The sequence below is a fragment of the Arthrobacter sp. UYNi723 genome (assembly GCF_054057635.1).
Window position 1 is genome coordinate 23,146 of sequence record NZ_JBSRZM010000023.1, and the last position, 15,810, is coordinate 38,955.

At 66.2% G+C, this 15,810-nt stretch carries 14 protein-coding genes; 4 read left to right on the forward strand and 10 right to left on the reverse strand.

All coding sequences use genetic code 11. The features are described 5' to 3' along the window. Positions 1–73: 73 nt before the first annotated feature. The 6 genes from ACVWY0_RS16610 to ACVWY0_RS16635 form a co-directional block, all read right to left on the reverse strand. Positions 74–1,723, reverse strand: coding sequence for a glucoamylase family protein (locus ACVWY0_RS16610; protein WP_485837649.1), 1,650 nt, complete (start codon positions 1,721–1,723; stop codon positions 74–76). After that, complete coding sequence (locus tag ACVWY0_RS16615) at positions 1,720–3,576, reverse strand: glycoside hydrolase family 3 protein (RefSeq protein ID WP_485837697.1); 1,857 nt, start codon at positions 3,574–3,576, stop codon at positions 1,720–1,722. The genes ACVWY0_RS16610 and ACVWY0_RS16615 overlap by 4 nt, the downstream gene beginning before the upstream one ends. Positions 3,577–3,721: 145 nt before the next feature. Further along, positions 3,722–4,660, reverse strand: coding sequence for a carbohydrate ABC transporter permease (locus ACVWY0_RS16620; protein WP_485837650.1), 939 nt, complete (start codon positions 4,658–4,660; stop codon positions 3,722–3,724). A gap of 4 nt (positions 4,661–4,664) precedes the next feature. Then, complete coding sequence (locus tag ACVWY0_RS16625; protein ID WP_485837698.1) at positions 4,665–5,594, reverse strand: carbohydrate ABC transporter permease; 930 nt, start codon at positions 5,592–5,594, stop codon at positions 4,665–4,667. Between the two features lie 23 nt (positions 5,595–5,617). Beyond that, entirely contained in the window at positions 5,618–6,892 is a 1,275-nt protein-coding gene (locus tag ACVWY0_RS16630; protein ID WP_485837699.1) for a sugar ABC transporter substrate-binding protein, read from the reverse strand. A gap of 269 nt (positions 6,893–7,161) precedes the next feature. After that, positions 7,162–8,349: a LacI family DNA-binding transcriptional regulator gene (locus ACVWY0_RS16635; RefSeq protein ID WP_485837651.1), complete on the reverse strand. Its 1,188-nt coding sequence runs from the start codon at positions 8,347–8,349 to the stop codon at positions 7,162–7,164. A 94-nt stretch (positions 8,350–8,443) separates the two neighbouring features. Between ACVWY0_RS16635 and menD the strand changes: the two genes are divergently transcribed. Continuing rightward, positions 8,444–10,135, forward strand: a complete 1,692-nt coding sequence (gene menD / locus ACVWY0_RS16640) for a 2-succinyl-5-enolpyruvyl-6-hydroxy-3-cyclohexene-1-carboxylic-acid synthase (protein ID WP_485837652.1) — start codon at positions 8,444–8,446, stop codon at positions 10,133–10,135. Between the two features lie 124 nt (positions 10,136–10,259). Here menD and ACVWY0_RS16645 read toward each other — a convergent pair whose 3' ends face one another. The 4 genes from ACVWY0_RS16645 to ACVWY0_RS16660 form a co-directional block, all read right to left on the reverse strand. After that, on the reverse strand, positions 10,260–11,063 hold the full coding sequence (locus ACVWY0_RS16645) for an amino acid ABC transporter ATP-binding protein (RefSeq protein ID WP_485837653.1): 804 nt from the start codon (positions 11,061–11,063) through the stop codon (positions 10,260–10,262). Between the two features lie 11 nt (positions 11,064–11,074). Next, the gene (locus ACVWY0_RS16650; protein ID WP_485837654.1) at positions 11,075–11,866 is read right to left on the reverse strand and encodes an amino acid ABC transporter permease; all 792 of its coding nucleotides are present in this window, start codon (positions 11,864–11,866) and stop codon (positions 11,075–11,077) included. Positions 11,867–11,978: 112 nt separating this feature from the next. Beyond that, complete coding sequence (locus tag ACVWY0_RS16655; protein WP_485837655.1) at positions 11,979–12,779, reverse strand: ABC transporter substrate-binding protein; 801 nt, start codon at positions 12,777–12,779, stop codon at positions 11,979–11,981. Between the two features lie 227 nt (positions 12,780–13,006). After that, positions 13,007–14,350, reverse strand: a complete 1,344-nt coding sequence (locus ACVWY0_RS16660; RefSeq protein WP_485837656.1) for an isochorismate synthase — start codon at positions 14,348–14,350, stop codon at positions 13,007–13,009. On the opposite strand from ACVWY0_RS16660, the gene ACVWY0_RS16665 reads away from it, so the two are divergent. The 3 genes from ACVWY0_RS16665 (at position 14,349) to ACVWY0_RS16675 (ending at position 15,808) form a co-directional block, all read left to right on the forward strand. Then, positions 14,349–14,564, forward strand: coding sequence for a hypothetical protein (locus ACVWY0_RS16665; protein ID WP_485837657.1), 216 nt, complete (start codon positions 14,349–14,351; stop codon positions 14,562–14,564). The genes ACVWY0_RS16660 and ACVWY0_RS16665 overlap by 2 nt on opposite strands. Before the next feature lie 19 nt (positions 14,565–14,583). Next, positions 14,584–14,832: a hypothetical protein gene (locus ACVWY0_RS16670; RefSeq protein ID WP_485837658.1), complete on the forward strand. Its 249-nt coding sequence runs from the start codon at positions 14,584–14,586 to the stop codon at positions 14,830–14,832. Between the two features lie 199 nt (positions 14,833–15,031). Continuing rightward, positions 15,032–15,808 carry a demethylmenaquinone methyltransferase gene (locus tag ACVWY0_RS16675; protein WP_485837700.1) on the forward strand — a complete coding sequence of 259 codons (777 nt, stop codon included), beginning with the start codon at positions 15,032–15,034 and terminating at the stop codon, positions 15,806–15,808. Positions 15,809–15,810 lie beyond the last annotated feature (2 nt).

Sequence of the window (15,810 nt, forward strand, 5' to 3'; positions counted from 1 at the left end):
TATCACTTTTGGTCCCTATCCGGCCTCTACAAGGACCACAAGTGATAGAGCAAGGCCGGGAGGAGAGAGCGTCCTAGCCGATCAGGCCGGCGCCGAACTCTTCTTCGGCGATGAGCGGCCTGATAACCGCCTCGACCTCGCCCTGGACGAAGTTGCGGCGGATCACGTTGTTGCCGAACACGTTGCCGATGGCGCCCAGCACCATGGCCTGGTCCAGCGAGAGGTAGCGCCGGGCGATGGTGCCGGACTTTACGGCCACGGCATCGAAGAATCCGCCGGCGCCATAGGCGCCGAGGTCGTTTTCGATCTTCACCAGGTTGTCGTACGCCTCACGGGGTTCGTATTCCATGGCGAGGAACGCCGCATGCGGGGTCACCACCCCGTCGCCCCAGGCGGGCGTCGGGTTGGTGGCCGGACGGCAGCCCTCGAAGCCGACGTCCACGCTGGTGCGTTCGACGTCGGACGGGTAGCCGTCGCTGCTCATGCCCAGGATGTCCACGCCCCACTCGGAGTACCCGCCGTTGGGGTGGCTGGCGGGGGAGAAGCCCCAGTAACCGTACTTGGCGTCGTCGAGGCCGAATTCGCGCTGCGCCCGGACCGTCAGGGGGTGGTTGACGCCCCAGGCCTTCGGCGCCCAGCTGGATTCCGGGACGAACAGATCGGGCATCAGCGACTCAAACATGTCGCCGCCCCAGCTCGGCACGATCCGCATGCCGCGGTACGTGTAGGCGCCTTCGAAGACGTCGATGCCCATGTAGGTCCGGTGCTCGCCCACCGGCTTCTGCTCCTGCCAGGACCAGTCGCACGTGTCCGGGAAGACCCGCATGGTGGCGAAGTAGTGCGCGGGTGGAAGCTGGCCCAGGGCGATGCCGATGTAGGTGGCGATGCGCGGCTCGGAGTTGGTGACGTCGTAGTGGTTCATCGTGTAGAAAACGTCGGGACCCGTGCCGAGGTAGTTGCCCTGGACCGTTTCCACGGGCGGTTTGACGTCGTAGAACCCGCCGCGGAGCAGGCCGGCGGCCACACCTGGCCGGGCGTCCTTGTTGTAGAAGATCCCGAAGTCCATCCTGCCGAGGATGGTGTTCGCCAGGCCGGCGAGCTTCGGCTCGGCGTTGCGGACCACCATGAGGGCCGCGGCGAACCAGCCGTTGTCCACGCTGGACATAAACGGCGCCACGGGGTTCCCGTTCTCGGGCCAGATGGTGATGACCTCACCGGTGGCTTCGTCGTACCAGTTGTAGAGCATGCCGCTGGGCTCGTGGTGCTTCAGACCGACCAAGGTGGTGAGCGTACGCGTCAGCCGCTCCCGGCACTCGTTGGCGCTGATGATGTTCAGCTCCCGCGCCACCACGGTGCTCCACATGTAGCCGCCAATGTTGGTGGGCGACGTGAAACCGCTGCGCTTGGGCGCGGTGATGGACTCGCCGATGTAGTCGGCCGGCAGGCCTGTAGCGGAATCCGTCATTGCGACCAAAGACTGCCAGGTGTCGTGCGCCCAGCGGTTGATGATCTTCCGGTCGATGCCCTCCTTGTTCCGGGGACGCGACAGCGGCGATACGCCGCCGGACGCCGTGGATGCCGCGGACGCCGCAAGCTGGGCGGCGTAGCCGGGAGTCGCCGTGGCCGCTGCGAGGCCGGAAACGGCGAACGCTGCCGCACCGGCCAGGAGCTGACGGCGGGTGGCGCTGGAGATTCTGGGGTTCGGCTCAACGTGCTGGTTCATGAGTTCTGTCCTAACGTGTCCGTAGTGGAAGCGGCCGTTTTGGAAGATGCCGTTCCAGAGGTGGCCGTTGCCGGCACAGGCAGGCTCAGGCCGTGCCCGAACGGGAAGAGGGGATCGGCGGTATCGCCGGGAACGTCGGACCGGGAGGCCCGCACGGCATCCATCGACCGCGGGATTTCGAAGGGAAGGCGTCCTTCGGGAGCGATGCGTCCGAACACAGCGTCCAGGAGTGCCGCGTCCGAAACGCCGAACGTGCCCACCACGGCGGACGCGAAGCCGGTCAGCGGGGTGAGGATTGCGGGGCGGTCCAGCCGAACGTCAATGACCAGAGGTACTTTTTCGGCCAGGGTGCGGAGCCGGGAGATCAGCCCGGGAGGGAAATCCAGGCTCCCAGCATGGAAATGTTCCTCTAGGAACAGGTCGTTGCGGTGGTCCCACGGCGAATGCAGCCGGATCACCGCGACATCCGCCTGCTCCGGGTCCTGCACCACAGTGCCGAAACCCTCGAGACTCAGCGGGTCCATGCCTTCCACGTAGACGGCCGGTGAGCCGGCCAGCGGAAGGGAGGGCCCGACGTCGGACGTTCCGTTGGTGAGCACCGTGACGGACCGGGACTGCGCCCGGTGTCCCTCGCGCCGGAAGTCGGCGTTCCCCACGATGCTGGCGGCTGCGTCCTCGTCCACGAACGGGTTGTCGAACAGGCCCAGCTGGAACTTGACCAGCAGGAGCCGGCGGGCCGATTCATCGAGGCGTTCCTCGCGGACCAGCCCGTCCCGGACCAGGCCGATGAGCAGTTCGGTGCATTCCTCGCCGCCGAACTGGTCCACGCCGGCGTTGAGGATTTTCAGCATGCGTTCGGGCGCGGCGAGGTGTTCAACGCCCCATGCCCGGGCCGGCAGGACCTGGTCGCCCACGATGTTGTCGTTGACCAGTTCCCAGTCGCTGAGGACCACGCCGTCATAGCCGAGCTTGTCGCGGAGCAGGTTGGTGATGATCTGCCGGTTGTAGCCGAATCCGACTTCCTCAACGGGTTCGCCGTCGAGCTCGACGCCCACCGGCATGCCGTAATAGGGCATGATGGCGCTGGTCTTTTCGGCGATCGCGGCGCGGAACGGCGCCAGGTGTTCGTCGAAGCGGCCGCCCGGGTAGACCTGTTCGCGGCCGTAGGGGAAGTGGGCGTCCTCGCCGTCACGCTGCGGACCGCCGCCGGGGAAGTGCTTGGTGGTGCAGGCAACGCTGTCCGGCCCCAGTTCGTCGCCCTGGAACCCCTGGAGGTACTCGACGACGTACTTCGAGCTGAGCACCGAGTCCTGCCCGAACGTTCCCGCCTGCCGGCACCACCGCGGTTCGGTGGCCAGGTCAACGGTGGGGTGCAGGGCCGCGCGGATCCCGACGGCGGTGTATTCCTGCCGCGCGATCCCGGCGAAGCGGCGGATCAGGTCGGCACTGCCCACGGCGGCCAGGCCGATCGGTTCCGGCCATTGCGAGAAGTGGGCGGCCGTGAAGGAGACGCCGGAGTTTTCGATGAAGGCATGCCGCGGGTCCGTGGAGATGGTCACGGGAATGCCGTGCGGGGTCTGCGCGGCAAGTGCCTGCAGGGCGTTGCTCCAGCGGGCAGCCTCCCGGGCGGTGCCGAGCGCATGGACGTTGAAGTGGTTCATGAACTTGCCAAGGATCACGGTGCTCGTGGGCGACTTGCTAATTTTGCCCGGGTCCTCAAGGAGGGATCCGTCCGGGCCGGTTTCGATCACCGTGTGGAACATCAGCCCGGCCTTTTCCTCGAGGCTGAGCCGGGTCACGAGGTCTGCGGCGCGTTCATGCGGGCTCAGGCCGGGGTTTTCGAAGGGATCCATGATCCCGTTGCCGTTAAGGTCCCGGAACTTTTTTCCGTCGGCGTTTCCGTCGGCGTTTCCGTCGGTGACGGACGTCGCGGGGCGTGCTTGATTCTGGGTAGGTGCAGTCATGGGGCTCTCTCGGAGAGGTTGGGCAGGGGAGCGGCTATTTGATGCCGGTGGCCGCGACGCCCTGGATGAAGTACTTCTGGAGGGCAACGAAGAGCAGGATGATGGGCGTGATCACCAGCACCGAGCCGGCCAGGAGCAGGCCGTAGTCCGTGGCGTTCTGGCCCGTGGAGTAGAGGGAAAGGGCCACCGGCAGGGTGTACATTTCCTCGCTCTGGGCCACCACCAGCGGCCACAGGAAGTTGTTCCAGGAGCCGAGGAAGGTCAGGATGCCAAGCGTGGCCAGCGGCGGGCCGCACAGCGGCATCACAATCCGCAGGAACGTGCGCAGCTCGCCGGCACCGTCGATCCGGGCGGCCTCGATGAGCGAATCCGGGATCCCCGCGATGAACTGCCGCATCAGGAACACACCCATCGGAGCGGCGAGGAACGGCAGGATCAGGGCAGGGTACGTGCTGACCATTCCGAGTTTGCTGACCAGGACGAACAGCGGCACAAACGTCACCACGCCCGGGACCATCAGCATGACCATCACCAGCAGGAACAGGAAGCGTTTGCCGGGGAAGTCCATCTTCGCCAGCGCATAGCCCACCATCGAGCAGAACAGCAGGTTGCCGAGCACCGTGAATACGGCCACCACAACGCTGTTAAGGAAAAACGTGCCGATCTGCAGCTCGGTGAACCAGACCACGAAGTTCTCCAGCGTGGGCTGTTCCGGCCACCAGGTGATGGGCCGGCGGAGCAGCTCGCCCTGGGTCTTGAACGCGCCGAGCAGCATCCAGGCAAACGGCAGGAGCGTTCCGGTCACGGCCACCAGGAGGGCCGCGTAGATCAGCGCGCGGCGCGCGGACAGCCGGCGGCCAGTACGACGGCGGCGGGCCGGGACGGGCGGGGACGCCGGCACCTGGGTGCCTCCCGCCGTCGTCCGTTCCGCTTGGGCGCGTGGGATGGTTGGTGCGGTTTCCGGGATGGTCATGTCCTCAGTCCTTGGATCGCAGGGCACGGAATTGGATCAGGCTCAACAGCGCGATGGCCACGAAAAGCACGTAGCTGGCGGCCGAGGCGAGCCCGTATTTGCCGAACCCGAACTGGTTGAACGTGAAGTAGCTGACGGACAGGGTGGAGTCCAGCGGGCCGCCCTTGGTCATCACGAACGGCTCCTCGAAGAACTGGAGGAAGCCCACCGACAGCAGGACTGTGCCCAGGAGCAGCGTGGGGCGGAGCATCGGCAGCGTGATCTTCATGAACCGCTGCCAGGCGCTGGCACCGTCCACTTCGGCGGCCTCCAGGATGTCCGCGGGGACCGTCTGGAGCCCGGCCAGGAAGATGATCATCAGGGTGCCCAGGTTGCGCCACACGGCCAGCATGATCAGGGCGGGCATGGACCAGGTGGTGCTGTTGAGCCAGTCCGGGCCCGCGATGCCCACCCAGCTGAGGATGAGGTTCAGCAGGCCGTCCGGCTGAAGGATGAAGCGCCACACCACGGCTACGGCCACAATGCTGGTGACCACGGGAGTGTAGAAGCCCACGCGGAAGGCCGTGCGGAAGCGGGTGATGCCGTTGTTCAGGGCGACCGCGAGGGCCAGGGCCAGGACGGTGGTGAGGGGGATGCCGGCCAGCACGAAGTAGGCCGTGTTCAGGATCGAGTGCAGGAACTGTGGATTCCGGAACAGTGCCGCGTACTGGTCAAGCCCTACGAATCCAACAGCCAGCGGGTTGTCGATGTCGCGGCTGGTGAAATCCGTGAAGGACATCAGGAACGACGACACCAGCGGACCCAGCATAAAGATGCCGAAGATCAGGACGAACGGCGCAGCGAACAGCCACGCGGTGACGGCGTTGCGGCGCCGACGCGAGCCCCCGGGCCTGGCCGGAGGCCTGCCGGCACCCCTTGAAGTGCCGGCAGGCATCGTGTTGGTGGTTGCAGCCACTGTTACTTCCCGGTGCCGATCGAATCTGCGGCCTGCTGCAGCGACTTCAGGGCTTCGGCGGGATCTTTGCCTGCCTTGACGATCTGTTCAATTTCGCCGTCCGCGGCTGCCGCGACCTGGGTCCAGGTGGAAACGGCCGGTGGGTTGTTGGTGGACTTGAGCTGGTCTCCGAAGACGGAGAGTTTGCTGTCTGACGCAAGGGACGGGTCCTTCCATGCACTCTGCAGTGACGGCAGGTCACCGGTGGCCTTGTACCACTTGAGCTGGACCTCCGGCTTGGACAGCCACTGGAGGAGCTTCCAGGACGCGTCGCGGTTCTTGGACTTCTTGAAGACCACCATGTTTGAACCGCCCACGAAGGACGTGGAGGTCTTTTCCTTCGGCATCAGGGCGACCTTGTACTTGTCCTCAAAGCCTGGGCCGCCGGCCTTGTTGAGCAGGCCGACGTGCCACGGGCCGCTCATCATCATGGGGGCGGAACCGTCCACGAAGGATGCTTCGGCAGTGGTTCCCGTGGACACGGCCTTGGATGCGAGGCCGTCAGCGAAGAAGCTGGCGTAGTACTTCAGCGCCGCTGCCGCTTCCGGCGTATCGAGGGTCCACTTGGTGCCGTCGTCGTTCATCAGCTTCGCGCCGTTGGACCACTGGAAGGGGAGGGTGTCCAGGTAGGAGCCGGCGACGCCGGCGGGTAGCTGGACTCCGTATTTTGCCCCCGCCTTCTCCTGGAGACCCTTGGCAAGGGCTTTGAAGTCATCCCAGGTTTCGGGCGCCTTGGTGATGCCCGCCTTTTCCGCGAGGTCGCTGCGGTAGTAGACCACCCGGGTGTCGACGTACCAGGGCACCCCGTAGGTGGTCCCCTCGACTTCGGTGGATTTCACTGAGCCCGGGAAGAAATCGCCAGACTCGATCTCCTTCGGTGTGGCGTCGAAGGAGTCGGCGAAGTCACCCATCCAGGTAGTGCCCATCTGGGCGACGTCCGGTGTGGTGCCGCCTGCAATGGCGGTCTGGTACTTGCTGAGGGCGGCGTCCCAGGGGATGGCCGTGACGTTGACCTTGACGCCGGGGTTCTCGGCCTCGAATTCCTTCAGCAGGGCGGGCAGTGCCTCGCCTTCGCTGCCCTGCGCCCACAGGGTAATGGTGCCCGACGCCGGCCCGGAGGCAATGGCTTCGGCCGGGGACGATGCGGCGGGGCCGGCGGAGTCCCTGCCGCAGGCGGTCAGGAGCAGTGCGGCTGCAATGCCGACGGCTGCTGCCTTCTTAGCATTCGGATGGATCATCATTGTTCCTTTCGTGGTTCCGCGGGCCTTTAAGTGGCACGGCGCGGAGGGAGCAGGAGGGGTGGAGCCATCCCACGAGGAAATATCTAAGCGCTTTGATTGACTGGGTTAGGTCAATCTAAGCGCATTGAATGTGATCTTGGCAACAGCTGGCGCTAAGTTTTTTGAACGACTGGGCGCGAACGGACACTTGAGGCCCTTCGCCAGAGCTGACACTTGAGGCCCCGCGTGTGCTTGTGGCGGTGCTGGCGCTCCTGGCACGCAGGTCTCTAGACCGGCCGGCAGCCGCAGCTTTCGCGCAGCACCACTCGCACGGGAAGTTTCAGATCCACCGGAGGCTTGTCCGGGTGGTCGAGCCTGTCCAGGAGCAGTTCCACCATGGTGCGGCCCATCCGTTCCATCGGCTGCCGCACTGTGGTCAGGGAGGGCCGGATGACCCGCCCCGCGGCGATGCCGTCGAAGCCGGTCACGGCAACGTGTTTCGGCACATTAACGCCGCACGCAGCTAGCACATCCATAACAACCAGCGCATCCTGGTCGGTGGCGCAGACAAAGGCCTGTGGCAGGGAGCCCTGCTGGCAGATGGTCCGGACCGTTTCCGCGACGGTGAGCTCGCCGCCCGCGGGATACCGGGGCTCGTGCCGCATCTTCACGCCTGCAGCGGCGAGGGCGCTCCGGAATGCCTCGAGCCGTTCGTCGTTGTCGGAGGACGGCATGGCGCCGATGAACATCAGCTCGGTCAGTCCGTGCACGTTGATCAGGTGCTCGGTGATTGCACGCGCTCCGGAAGCGTTGTTCACGGTCACATGATCCATACCCCGGTTACGCAGGCTCTCCGAGACCTCCACTACGGGGATGCGGCGGGCTATGCGGGCCAGAGCCTCGACAGGAACCGAGCGCGGAAACACGGCCAGCCCGTCAACCCTGCCGGCGATGTCAGACAGCACCGCTTCGTTGTTCGCTGGATTGCCGCCGCCAACCAGCAGCGCCTGCCCCCGGCGCCAGCACTCCAGTTCGACACCGCGCTGGACCTCGTCCACATACAAGGGAAACAGGCGGAGGTTCCCTTCCTCACTGTCTCCGTCCAAAGGGTCGCCGCCCTCAGGGTCCGCACCCGCGGCCGGATCCAGCGAGAGCCCGCCGGGCAGCCCACCCTGCATGCCGGGTTCGCCATGCACACCGGGGCCACCCTGCATGCCGGGTCCGCCATGCACACCGGGGCCTCCCGACGGATCCAACAGGTAGTCGTAGGCGAATAGGCCCAGGGCGCCGGTCCTGCCGCGTGCGAGTCCGCGGGCGCTGGCGCTGGGCACGTAACCAAGCTCATCGGCGGCCGCGAGCACGAGTTCGCGTGTAGACGCCTTAACCTTCTCCGGCTGCCGGAAGGTAAACGAGACGGTTGCGATGGAGACGCCCGCGCGTTCGGCGACGTGGTAAACAGTGGGGCCTTTTGCCATGTGATTCTCCTTCTGCCCCCGAGTCTATGCGCTTAGTACTAGTGCGCGGGAGTGCCGGGACATGTAGCCGTCCTCAGGATGGCAAACTGGTTCGGTGACTTCCCTGAACTCCCTCGCCGCCGCGCGGATCGCCGTCGACGCCCTGATCGACGGTGGTGTCCAGTACGTGGTGGTCTCGCCGGGATCGCGTTCCGCCCCCATGGCCTACGCCCTGGCCGAGGCCGAAGCGGCCGGCCGCGTGGACCTCCTGGTCCGCATCGACGAACGTTCCGCCGGCTTCACGGCCCTTGGCCTGGCCCTGTCCACAGGCTCCCCGGCGGCCGTCCTCACCACGTCAGGCACCGCCGTCGGGAATCTTATGCCCGCCGTGATGGAGGCCAACCACGCGGCCGTCCCGCTGGTAGTGGTGTCCGCCGACCGGCCCGAGGAACTGCAGGGGACCGGCGCCAACCAGACCACCATCCAGCTGGACCTGTTCGGCGAACACGTGCGCTTCGCCGCCGACGTCCCGGCCGGCAGCAACCCCCTGCGCGCGGTGGAAACGGCGCTGGCCGCGGCCACCGGAGCGTTTTCCGACCTCGCACCCGGGCCCGTCCAGCTGAACCTGGCGTTCCGCGACCCGCTGGTTCCCGCACCGGGGGAGGGGCTTCCGACGGCGGCCGGGCATCCCCGGTTCCGGATCGGCACCGACCCGCTCACCATGAATCTGCCGCCCGCCGCTGCCTCCCTGGAGGAAAGGCGCACCGTGGTGCTGGCAGGGCACGACGCCGGGCCCGTCGCCGAAGCGTTCGCCCGCGCACACGGCCTGCCGCTGCTGGCCGAGCCCTCCTCCAACGCCAGGTTCGGACCCAACGCCGTGGGCCCGTACCGGCTGCTGCTGGAGCACTTCGGACCGTCCGCGGCGCTGCCCATCGAACGGGTGGTGATGTTCGGCCGGCCCACGTTGTCCCGCCCGGTTGCTGCGTTGCTGGAGCGGGCCGACGTGCCATCCGCGCTGTACCAGCCGGTTCCCGTGGCCTGGTACCAGCCGGGCCGGCGCACGGAACTTCCGCTGGAGAACCTGGCCGACCTCGCCGATTTCGCCGGCCGCGGTCCGTCCGACTGGCTGGATACCTGGCTGCTGGCCGGCGCCGCCGCACAGCACGCCCTCGACGGCGTCCTGGCCGCCGAGCCCGCCGCTTCCGGACCCTCCGTGGGCGCCCAGGTCTGGCAGCACGCCCGCGGCCAGTTGATGCTGGGATCCTCCAACGGCATCCGCGATGTTGACCTGGCCGGCCTCCCCGCCGCCGAGCCGGCGGCCACGGTGTACGCCAACCGCGGCCTCGCCGGGATCGACGGCACCATCTCCACTGCCACCGGGATTGCCATCGGCGGCCGCCAGGACACCACGCTGCTGCTGGGCGACGTTACTTTCCTGCACGATGCCGGCGGCCTGCTCCTTGGTTCCGGCGAACCTTCGCCGGGCCTGCGGATCGTGGTGCTGAACGACGCCGGCGGGGCCATCTTTGATCTGCTGGAGCACGGGGCCGTGCGCGAATCCGGACGCTACACGGACGCCGTCGAGCGCCTCTTCGCCACCCCCCACACCGTGGACTTCGCGGCACTCGCCGCAGCGTACGGCGTCGGGCACTGCTCGGTAAGTACGACGGCGGGACTCGCCGAAGCGCTCGCCGCACCGCTGAAGGGGCGCAGCATCATCGAAGTCCGCACCGACCGTGTTGGCCTCCGCGCCCTCCACGCCCGCATCAAGGCCGCCGTCGCCGCCGTGTTCGCCGTCGGAGCGTAGGATCGCGCTCGCGGCTGGCTGACGCGCGGAAGTCCCTGTGACGCGCATATGCCCTGTCGCTACCGGTATTTCGGTGGCGACAGGGCATATAAGCGTCGACAGGCAGGCGCCGCGTCGAAAGCGGCTACTCCTCGATCTCGATGTGCGTCGGGTCCAGGACTCGGCGCAGGAACTCCTTGGTGCGGGCCTGGGTGGGTGCGGAAATGACCTGCTCGGCCACGCCTTCCTCCACCACCACGCCGCCGTCCATGAACACCACGCGGTCCGCTACTTCGCGGGCGAAGCCCATCTCGTGGGTCACCACCAGCATGGTCATGCCCTCCTTGGCCAGGTTCCGCATGACCGAGAGGACATCGCCCACGGTTTCGGGGTCCAGCGCGGAGGTGGGCTCGTCAAAGAGCATCAGTTCGGGGTTCATGCTCAGCGCCCGGGCAATCGCGACACGCTGCTGCTGGCCGCCGGAAAGCTGGTCCGGGAATCGGTCGGACAGGTGCCCCAGGCCCACGCGCTCCAGGTTGTGCTGGGCCACCTTGTCGGCCTCTTCCTGGGACCGCTTCAGGACCTTCGTCTGCGCAATGGTGCAGTTCCGCTTCGCGTCCAGGTGCGGGAACAGGTTGAACTGCTGGAACACCATGCCCACCTTGCGGCGCATTTTGTCGATGTCCACATCGGGGTCGGTAGCTTCGAAACCGCCCACGTGGATGGCGCCCTCGTTGGGCTGCTCCAGGAGGTTGACGCAGCGCAGGAGCGTGGATTTGCCGGAGCCTGACGGGCCGATCAGGCACACCACTTCACCGGGGGCCACGTCCAGGCTGATGCCCTTGAGGACCTCGTTGCTGCCGTAGGACTTGCGCAGGTCCTTGATGGACACGCCTGCCGCGTTGATGGTGCCGGTGTTTCCGGCGGAGGAATTTACGACGTCGTTCATGGCTTCCCTGCCTATCGCTTGGTCCGCGCGGAGCGGCTTTCGAACTTCCGGGCCAGGAGGCTCAGCGGGATGGTGATGACCAGGTAGAAGGCGCCGGCTACAAGGAGCGGCGTCAGGCCTGCGCCCAGGCTGGAGATGCCGTCGCGGCCGAACTTGGTGAGCTCGTACTGCGACGCCGTGAGGCCCAGGACGTAGATCAGCGAGGAGTCCTTGGTCAGCAGGATGACCTCGTTGGTCAGCGGCGGGAGCACAATCTTGAACGCCTGCGGAATGACGATGGACACCATGGCCCGCCACTGCGGCATGCCCAGCGAACGTGCGGCTTCGAGCTGTCCCTTGGGCACCGCCTGCAGGCCGGCGCGGAGGGTTTCGGCGATATATGCCGAAGCCACCATACCCAGTGAGATCATCACGATCAGGGTGACGTTCCACTGAACGCCAAACGCGAGAGGGACACCGTAGCCGAAGGCGATGAACACCAGCAGCGCTGGGACGCCGCGGAAGAACTCGATGTAGCCGGTGGCGATCCAGCGGTACAGCGGGAAGCTGGACAGCTTCATCAGAGCCAGCAACAGGCCGCCGGAGAGGCCCACGACGAAGCCCAGGAACGTGTAGATCAGGGTGTTCTTGAGGCCCACCAGGAAGATGTCCGGGAACATCGGGCCGATCTTGCCGAAGTTGAAGACGCTGTTGCCGACGGTCTTCCAGTCGGTGGCCAGGACCAGCGCGGCCATGGCCACTACGAAGATGCCAATCTGGACATACAGGCTCACTCTGGCCCGTTGACGTGCGGTCATTGCCATGGGGTGCTCACATTCATTTGCGTGGCTGAGGCCCCGGACGGACTGCAGCGCAGTCCGTCGGGGGCCCCAGCGGCGTAATTCTCAGGGCTGTGAAGGTCAGTCCGAAGTCCGGTTACTTGGCGGTCTCCCCGAACCAGGTGGTTTCGAACTTCTTCAGGGTGCCGTCGCCGGCCAGTCGCTTCAGGGTTCCGTTGACCTTCTCGGCCATGGCGGTGTTGCCCTTCTTGATGGAGATGCCCAGCTTCTCGCCCGTGGCGTAGTCATCCACGCGCTCGAACTTGGGATCATCCTTGATGGCGTAGGCCAGGATTGACTGGTTGCCCAGGGCAGCGTCGATGGTGCCGGCCTGGAGAGCCTGGACCAGGAGGCCGCTGTCCTCGAACTGCTGGGCGTCGATGCCGTTTTCCGCGGCGTACTTTGCGCCGGTGGTGGCCTGCTGGACACCCACCTTCTTGCCCTTGGCGCTGTTGATGTCCGTGATCCCGGACGCTGTGGTGGCCACGAGGGTGAGGTCATCGTCCATGTACGGGTCGGAGAAGTCCATGACCGACTTGCGGACGTCCGTGATGGACACCGAGGAAATGGAGAGGTCGCAGCCGGTGAGGGCGGTTCCGGTCTCGATGGCCTCGAAGGAGCTGTCCACGATGCTGAGTTCGGCGCCGAGATCCTTGGCCACTTCATTGGCGATGTCGATGTCGAAGCCAACGATCTGGCCGTCCTTCTGGAATTCGAAGGGCTCGTAGGGGACGTCGGAGCAGACCGTGAGCTTGCCGGCGTTGATGAGCTGGATGCCGCCCTCGGACGCCGCCGGGGTGGTGCTGCCGCCGCAGGCAGTGAGAGTGAGCGCGCCGACGGCCAGGATTGCTGCCGCCTTGGCGGCGATCTTGGCCTGGGCCAGGGACTTGAGCTGCATGTTCTTTACCTTTTTGTTGCAGGGGTATGCGGTACGAAATCGCGGTTCATAGTGTATCGCCGAATGAGAGATGTGCATCACATGAAACTTAGTTTCACTATTGGATAACTAAATCACACCCTAAATCAAGACCTGCGAAGCCGCCCGTGTCTGGAATTCCGGACACCCCGCCCATGTACGTAGCGCTAACTGTCGTTTTGGAGGTTCAAAACGACAGTTAGCGCTACCTAGTTGGAAATCCCCAGCGACTCCAGCATCGGCCGGAACTTCGCCCAGGTCTCCGCCAGTTCGGCCTCCGGCTGGGAGCCGTCAACTATGCCGCAGCCGGCATATAACCGCACGGTATGCGGATCCTCAATCACTGCGCCACGCAGGGCGATGCCCCATTCGCCATTTCCGGCAGCGTCGAGCCAGCCCACCGGCCCCGCGTACGGGCCGCGGTCCAGGTGTTCAAGCTTGCGGATCAGGGCGCCGGCCACCAGTGTGGGCGTGCCGCAGACCGCGGCCGTGGGGTGCAGTGCGTTGATCAGCGCGAGGCACGTGGGCACATGGCCCTCCACTTCGGCGAGCTCCGCTTTTACGTCCGACGCCAGGTGCCATACGTTCGGCAGCTCCAGAATGAAGGGCTCGTCGTGCGCGTTCATGGCCTCGGAAAACGGTGCCAGCTGCGACGTCAGCGACTGGATCGCGATCTCGTGCTCGTGCCGCTGCTTCTCCGACCCGGCCAGCACCCGCTCGGCATAGTCCATCGGAATTCCAGCCTCGCCGTGCGCATCGCGGCGGTCCAGCGTCCCGGCCAGCACGCGCGCCTGGGCGGTGCGGCCCTCCACCTGGATGAGCATCTCCGGGGTGGCGCCCACCAGCCCGTCCACACCATACGTCCAGCATTCGCGGTACCGCACGGCCAACTCGCGCAACACCTGCGCGGCGTTCACGCCCGACGGCACCGTGGCCACAATGTCCCGTGCCAGCACCAGTTTCTCCAGCGCACCGGTCCGGATCTCCGCCACGCCCGCGGCGACGGCGGCCATCCAGTCCTCCTCGCTGAGCGAGCCGGTGTGCAGGGTGGCCCCGTCGGCGGAAGGCAAAGGGCGCACGACGGCGCCGGCCGGCTCGGCGGGGATGTCACTAGTGGTGCTGCCACCGCTCAGCCAGCCGGCGAGGGCGGCGAGGGCGCCTGCTTCGGTGAGTTCGCCGTCGTCGACCGTCAACTGGGTAAGCCAGTACCGGCCGTCCCGGACGCCCACCACGATCTCGGGCACGATCAGCCGCGATACGTGGGTGGACTTCTTGGAAAACGCGAAGGAGCCGAAAGCCACCGGGCCGGTGCCGGGCAGCTCCACCGAGTCGGTGATGTCCGCTTCGAGGACCAGGTGGCGCCACCAGATATCCGCTTCGAGAAAACGCTCAGGGCCGGTGGCGGTGAAGCGGGCGATCTCGCCGAAGCCCACCAGGCCGGCTTCGCGGCGGGTCCAGCAGAGGACGTCGTCCCGGACCAGAAACTGCGGCAGTCCGCCGGCGGACGCGGTGCCATCCAGGGGGACTGTGAGGGTGCGGAACGTGCTCGTCATGATGAGACAACATTACTCCCGCGTGTGCGTGCAACTGGCTCTGGCCAAGGAAATCGGCGGCGTGCTCTCCGGCGGCGTGGCCCCGATCATCGCAGCAGGCCTGCTGGCGCTGTTCACCAACTCTTGGTGGCCGGTCGCCGGAATGATGGTCCTCTACTCCGCCGTCGCTTTTGTGGCCACCTTCTTCGCCCCGAAACCAAGAGACGCGACCTGACCCTCGTGGAGGACGCAGTATGAATGCGGTTGTTGTCCATTCCGCCGGAAACCTGCGACTTGAGGACCGGCCGGACCCGGACTGCCCGGCCGGCTCGGTGATCGTCGACGCCGTGACCGTCCACCCCGCCGTGTACTGCGGCGAAAGCACCGACTGCCTCGCTGGACGCACCAACCTCGCCCGCAGGTCACCTACTACCGCAGCGCTTCGCCTCCCGCAAGGCCGTCCCGGCGCGGCCAGCGTCGCTCGCCGCACTCGTCTTCCGTGAGATTGACTACCGCGGGACCTTCCGTTTCGCGGACGAGCTGGATGACGCCCTCGCGTACCTGGCGGACGGGCTGGATGTTGAGCCGTTGCTGACGCACACGTTCGACGCCGGTGACGTGGCCGAGGCGTTTGCCGCGGCTTCGGACCGGGGGACGGGCTCGTCGAAAGTCCTTCTCAAGTTTGTCTGAGACAATTGCATGGTGAACCGAGCATCCTTGGAAAAGCGTCCGGACGAAGTAGCCACGATGTTTGACGACGTCGCACCTAAGTACGACGTCGTCAACGATGTCCTCTCCATGGGGCAAACCCGCCGTTGGCGCAGGATCGTGGTGGATGCCATGGACGTGAAACGGGGTCAGCGGGTGCTGGATCTGGCCGCGGGAACCGGCACCTCCAGCGAGCCATATGCCGATGCAGGCATAGATGTCATCGCCTGCGATTTCTCCCTCGGCATGCTCAAGGTGGGCAAGCGCCGCCGCCCGGACATCAACTTCGTTGCCGGAGACGCCACCAACCTGCCTTTCGCGGACAACAGCTTCGACGCCAGCACCATTTCGTTCGGGCTGCGCAATGTCAACGAGCCCAAGAAGGCGCTGGCCGAGATGCTCCGCGTCACCAAGCCCGGCGGCAAGCTGGTCATCGCCGAGTTCTCCCAGCCCGTGGTTCCGCTGTGGCGCACCATGTACACGGAATACCTCATGCGTGCCCTGCCGGCCATCGCCGTGAAGGTGGCCTCCAACCCGGACGCCTACGTCTATCTCGCCGAGTCCATCCGCGCCTGGCCGGACCAGGACCACCTGGCCGCCTGGCTGCAGGAATCCGGCTGGGAAAAGGTCACGTACCGCAACCTGACCGGCGGGATCGTGGCCGTCCACCGTGCCACCAAGCCGCTGGAATCAACGCCCGAGGGCGCAGCTGAGGCCATCGCCGCACACAAGGGCCCAGTGGCAAAGCTCCGCCGAAACATCCAGCGCTGACC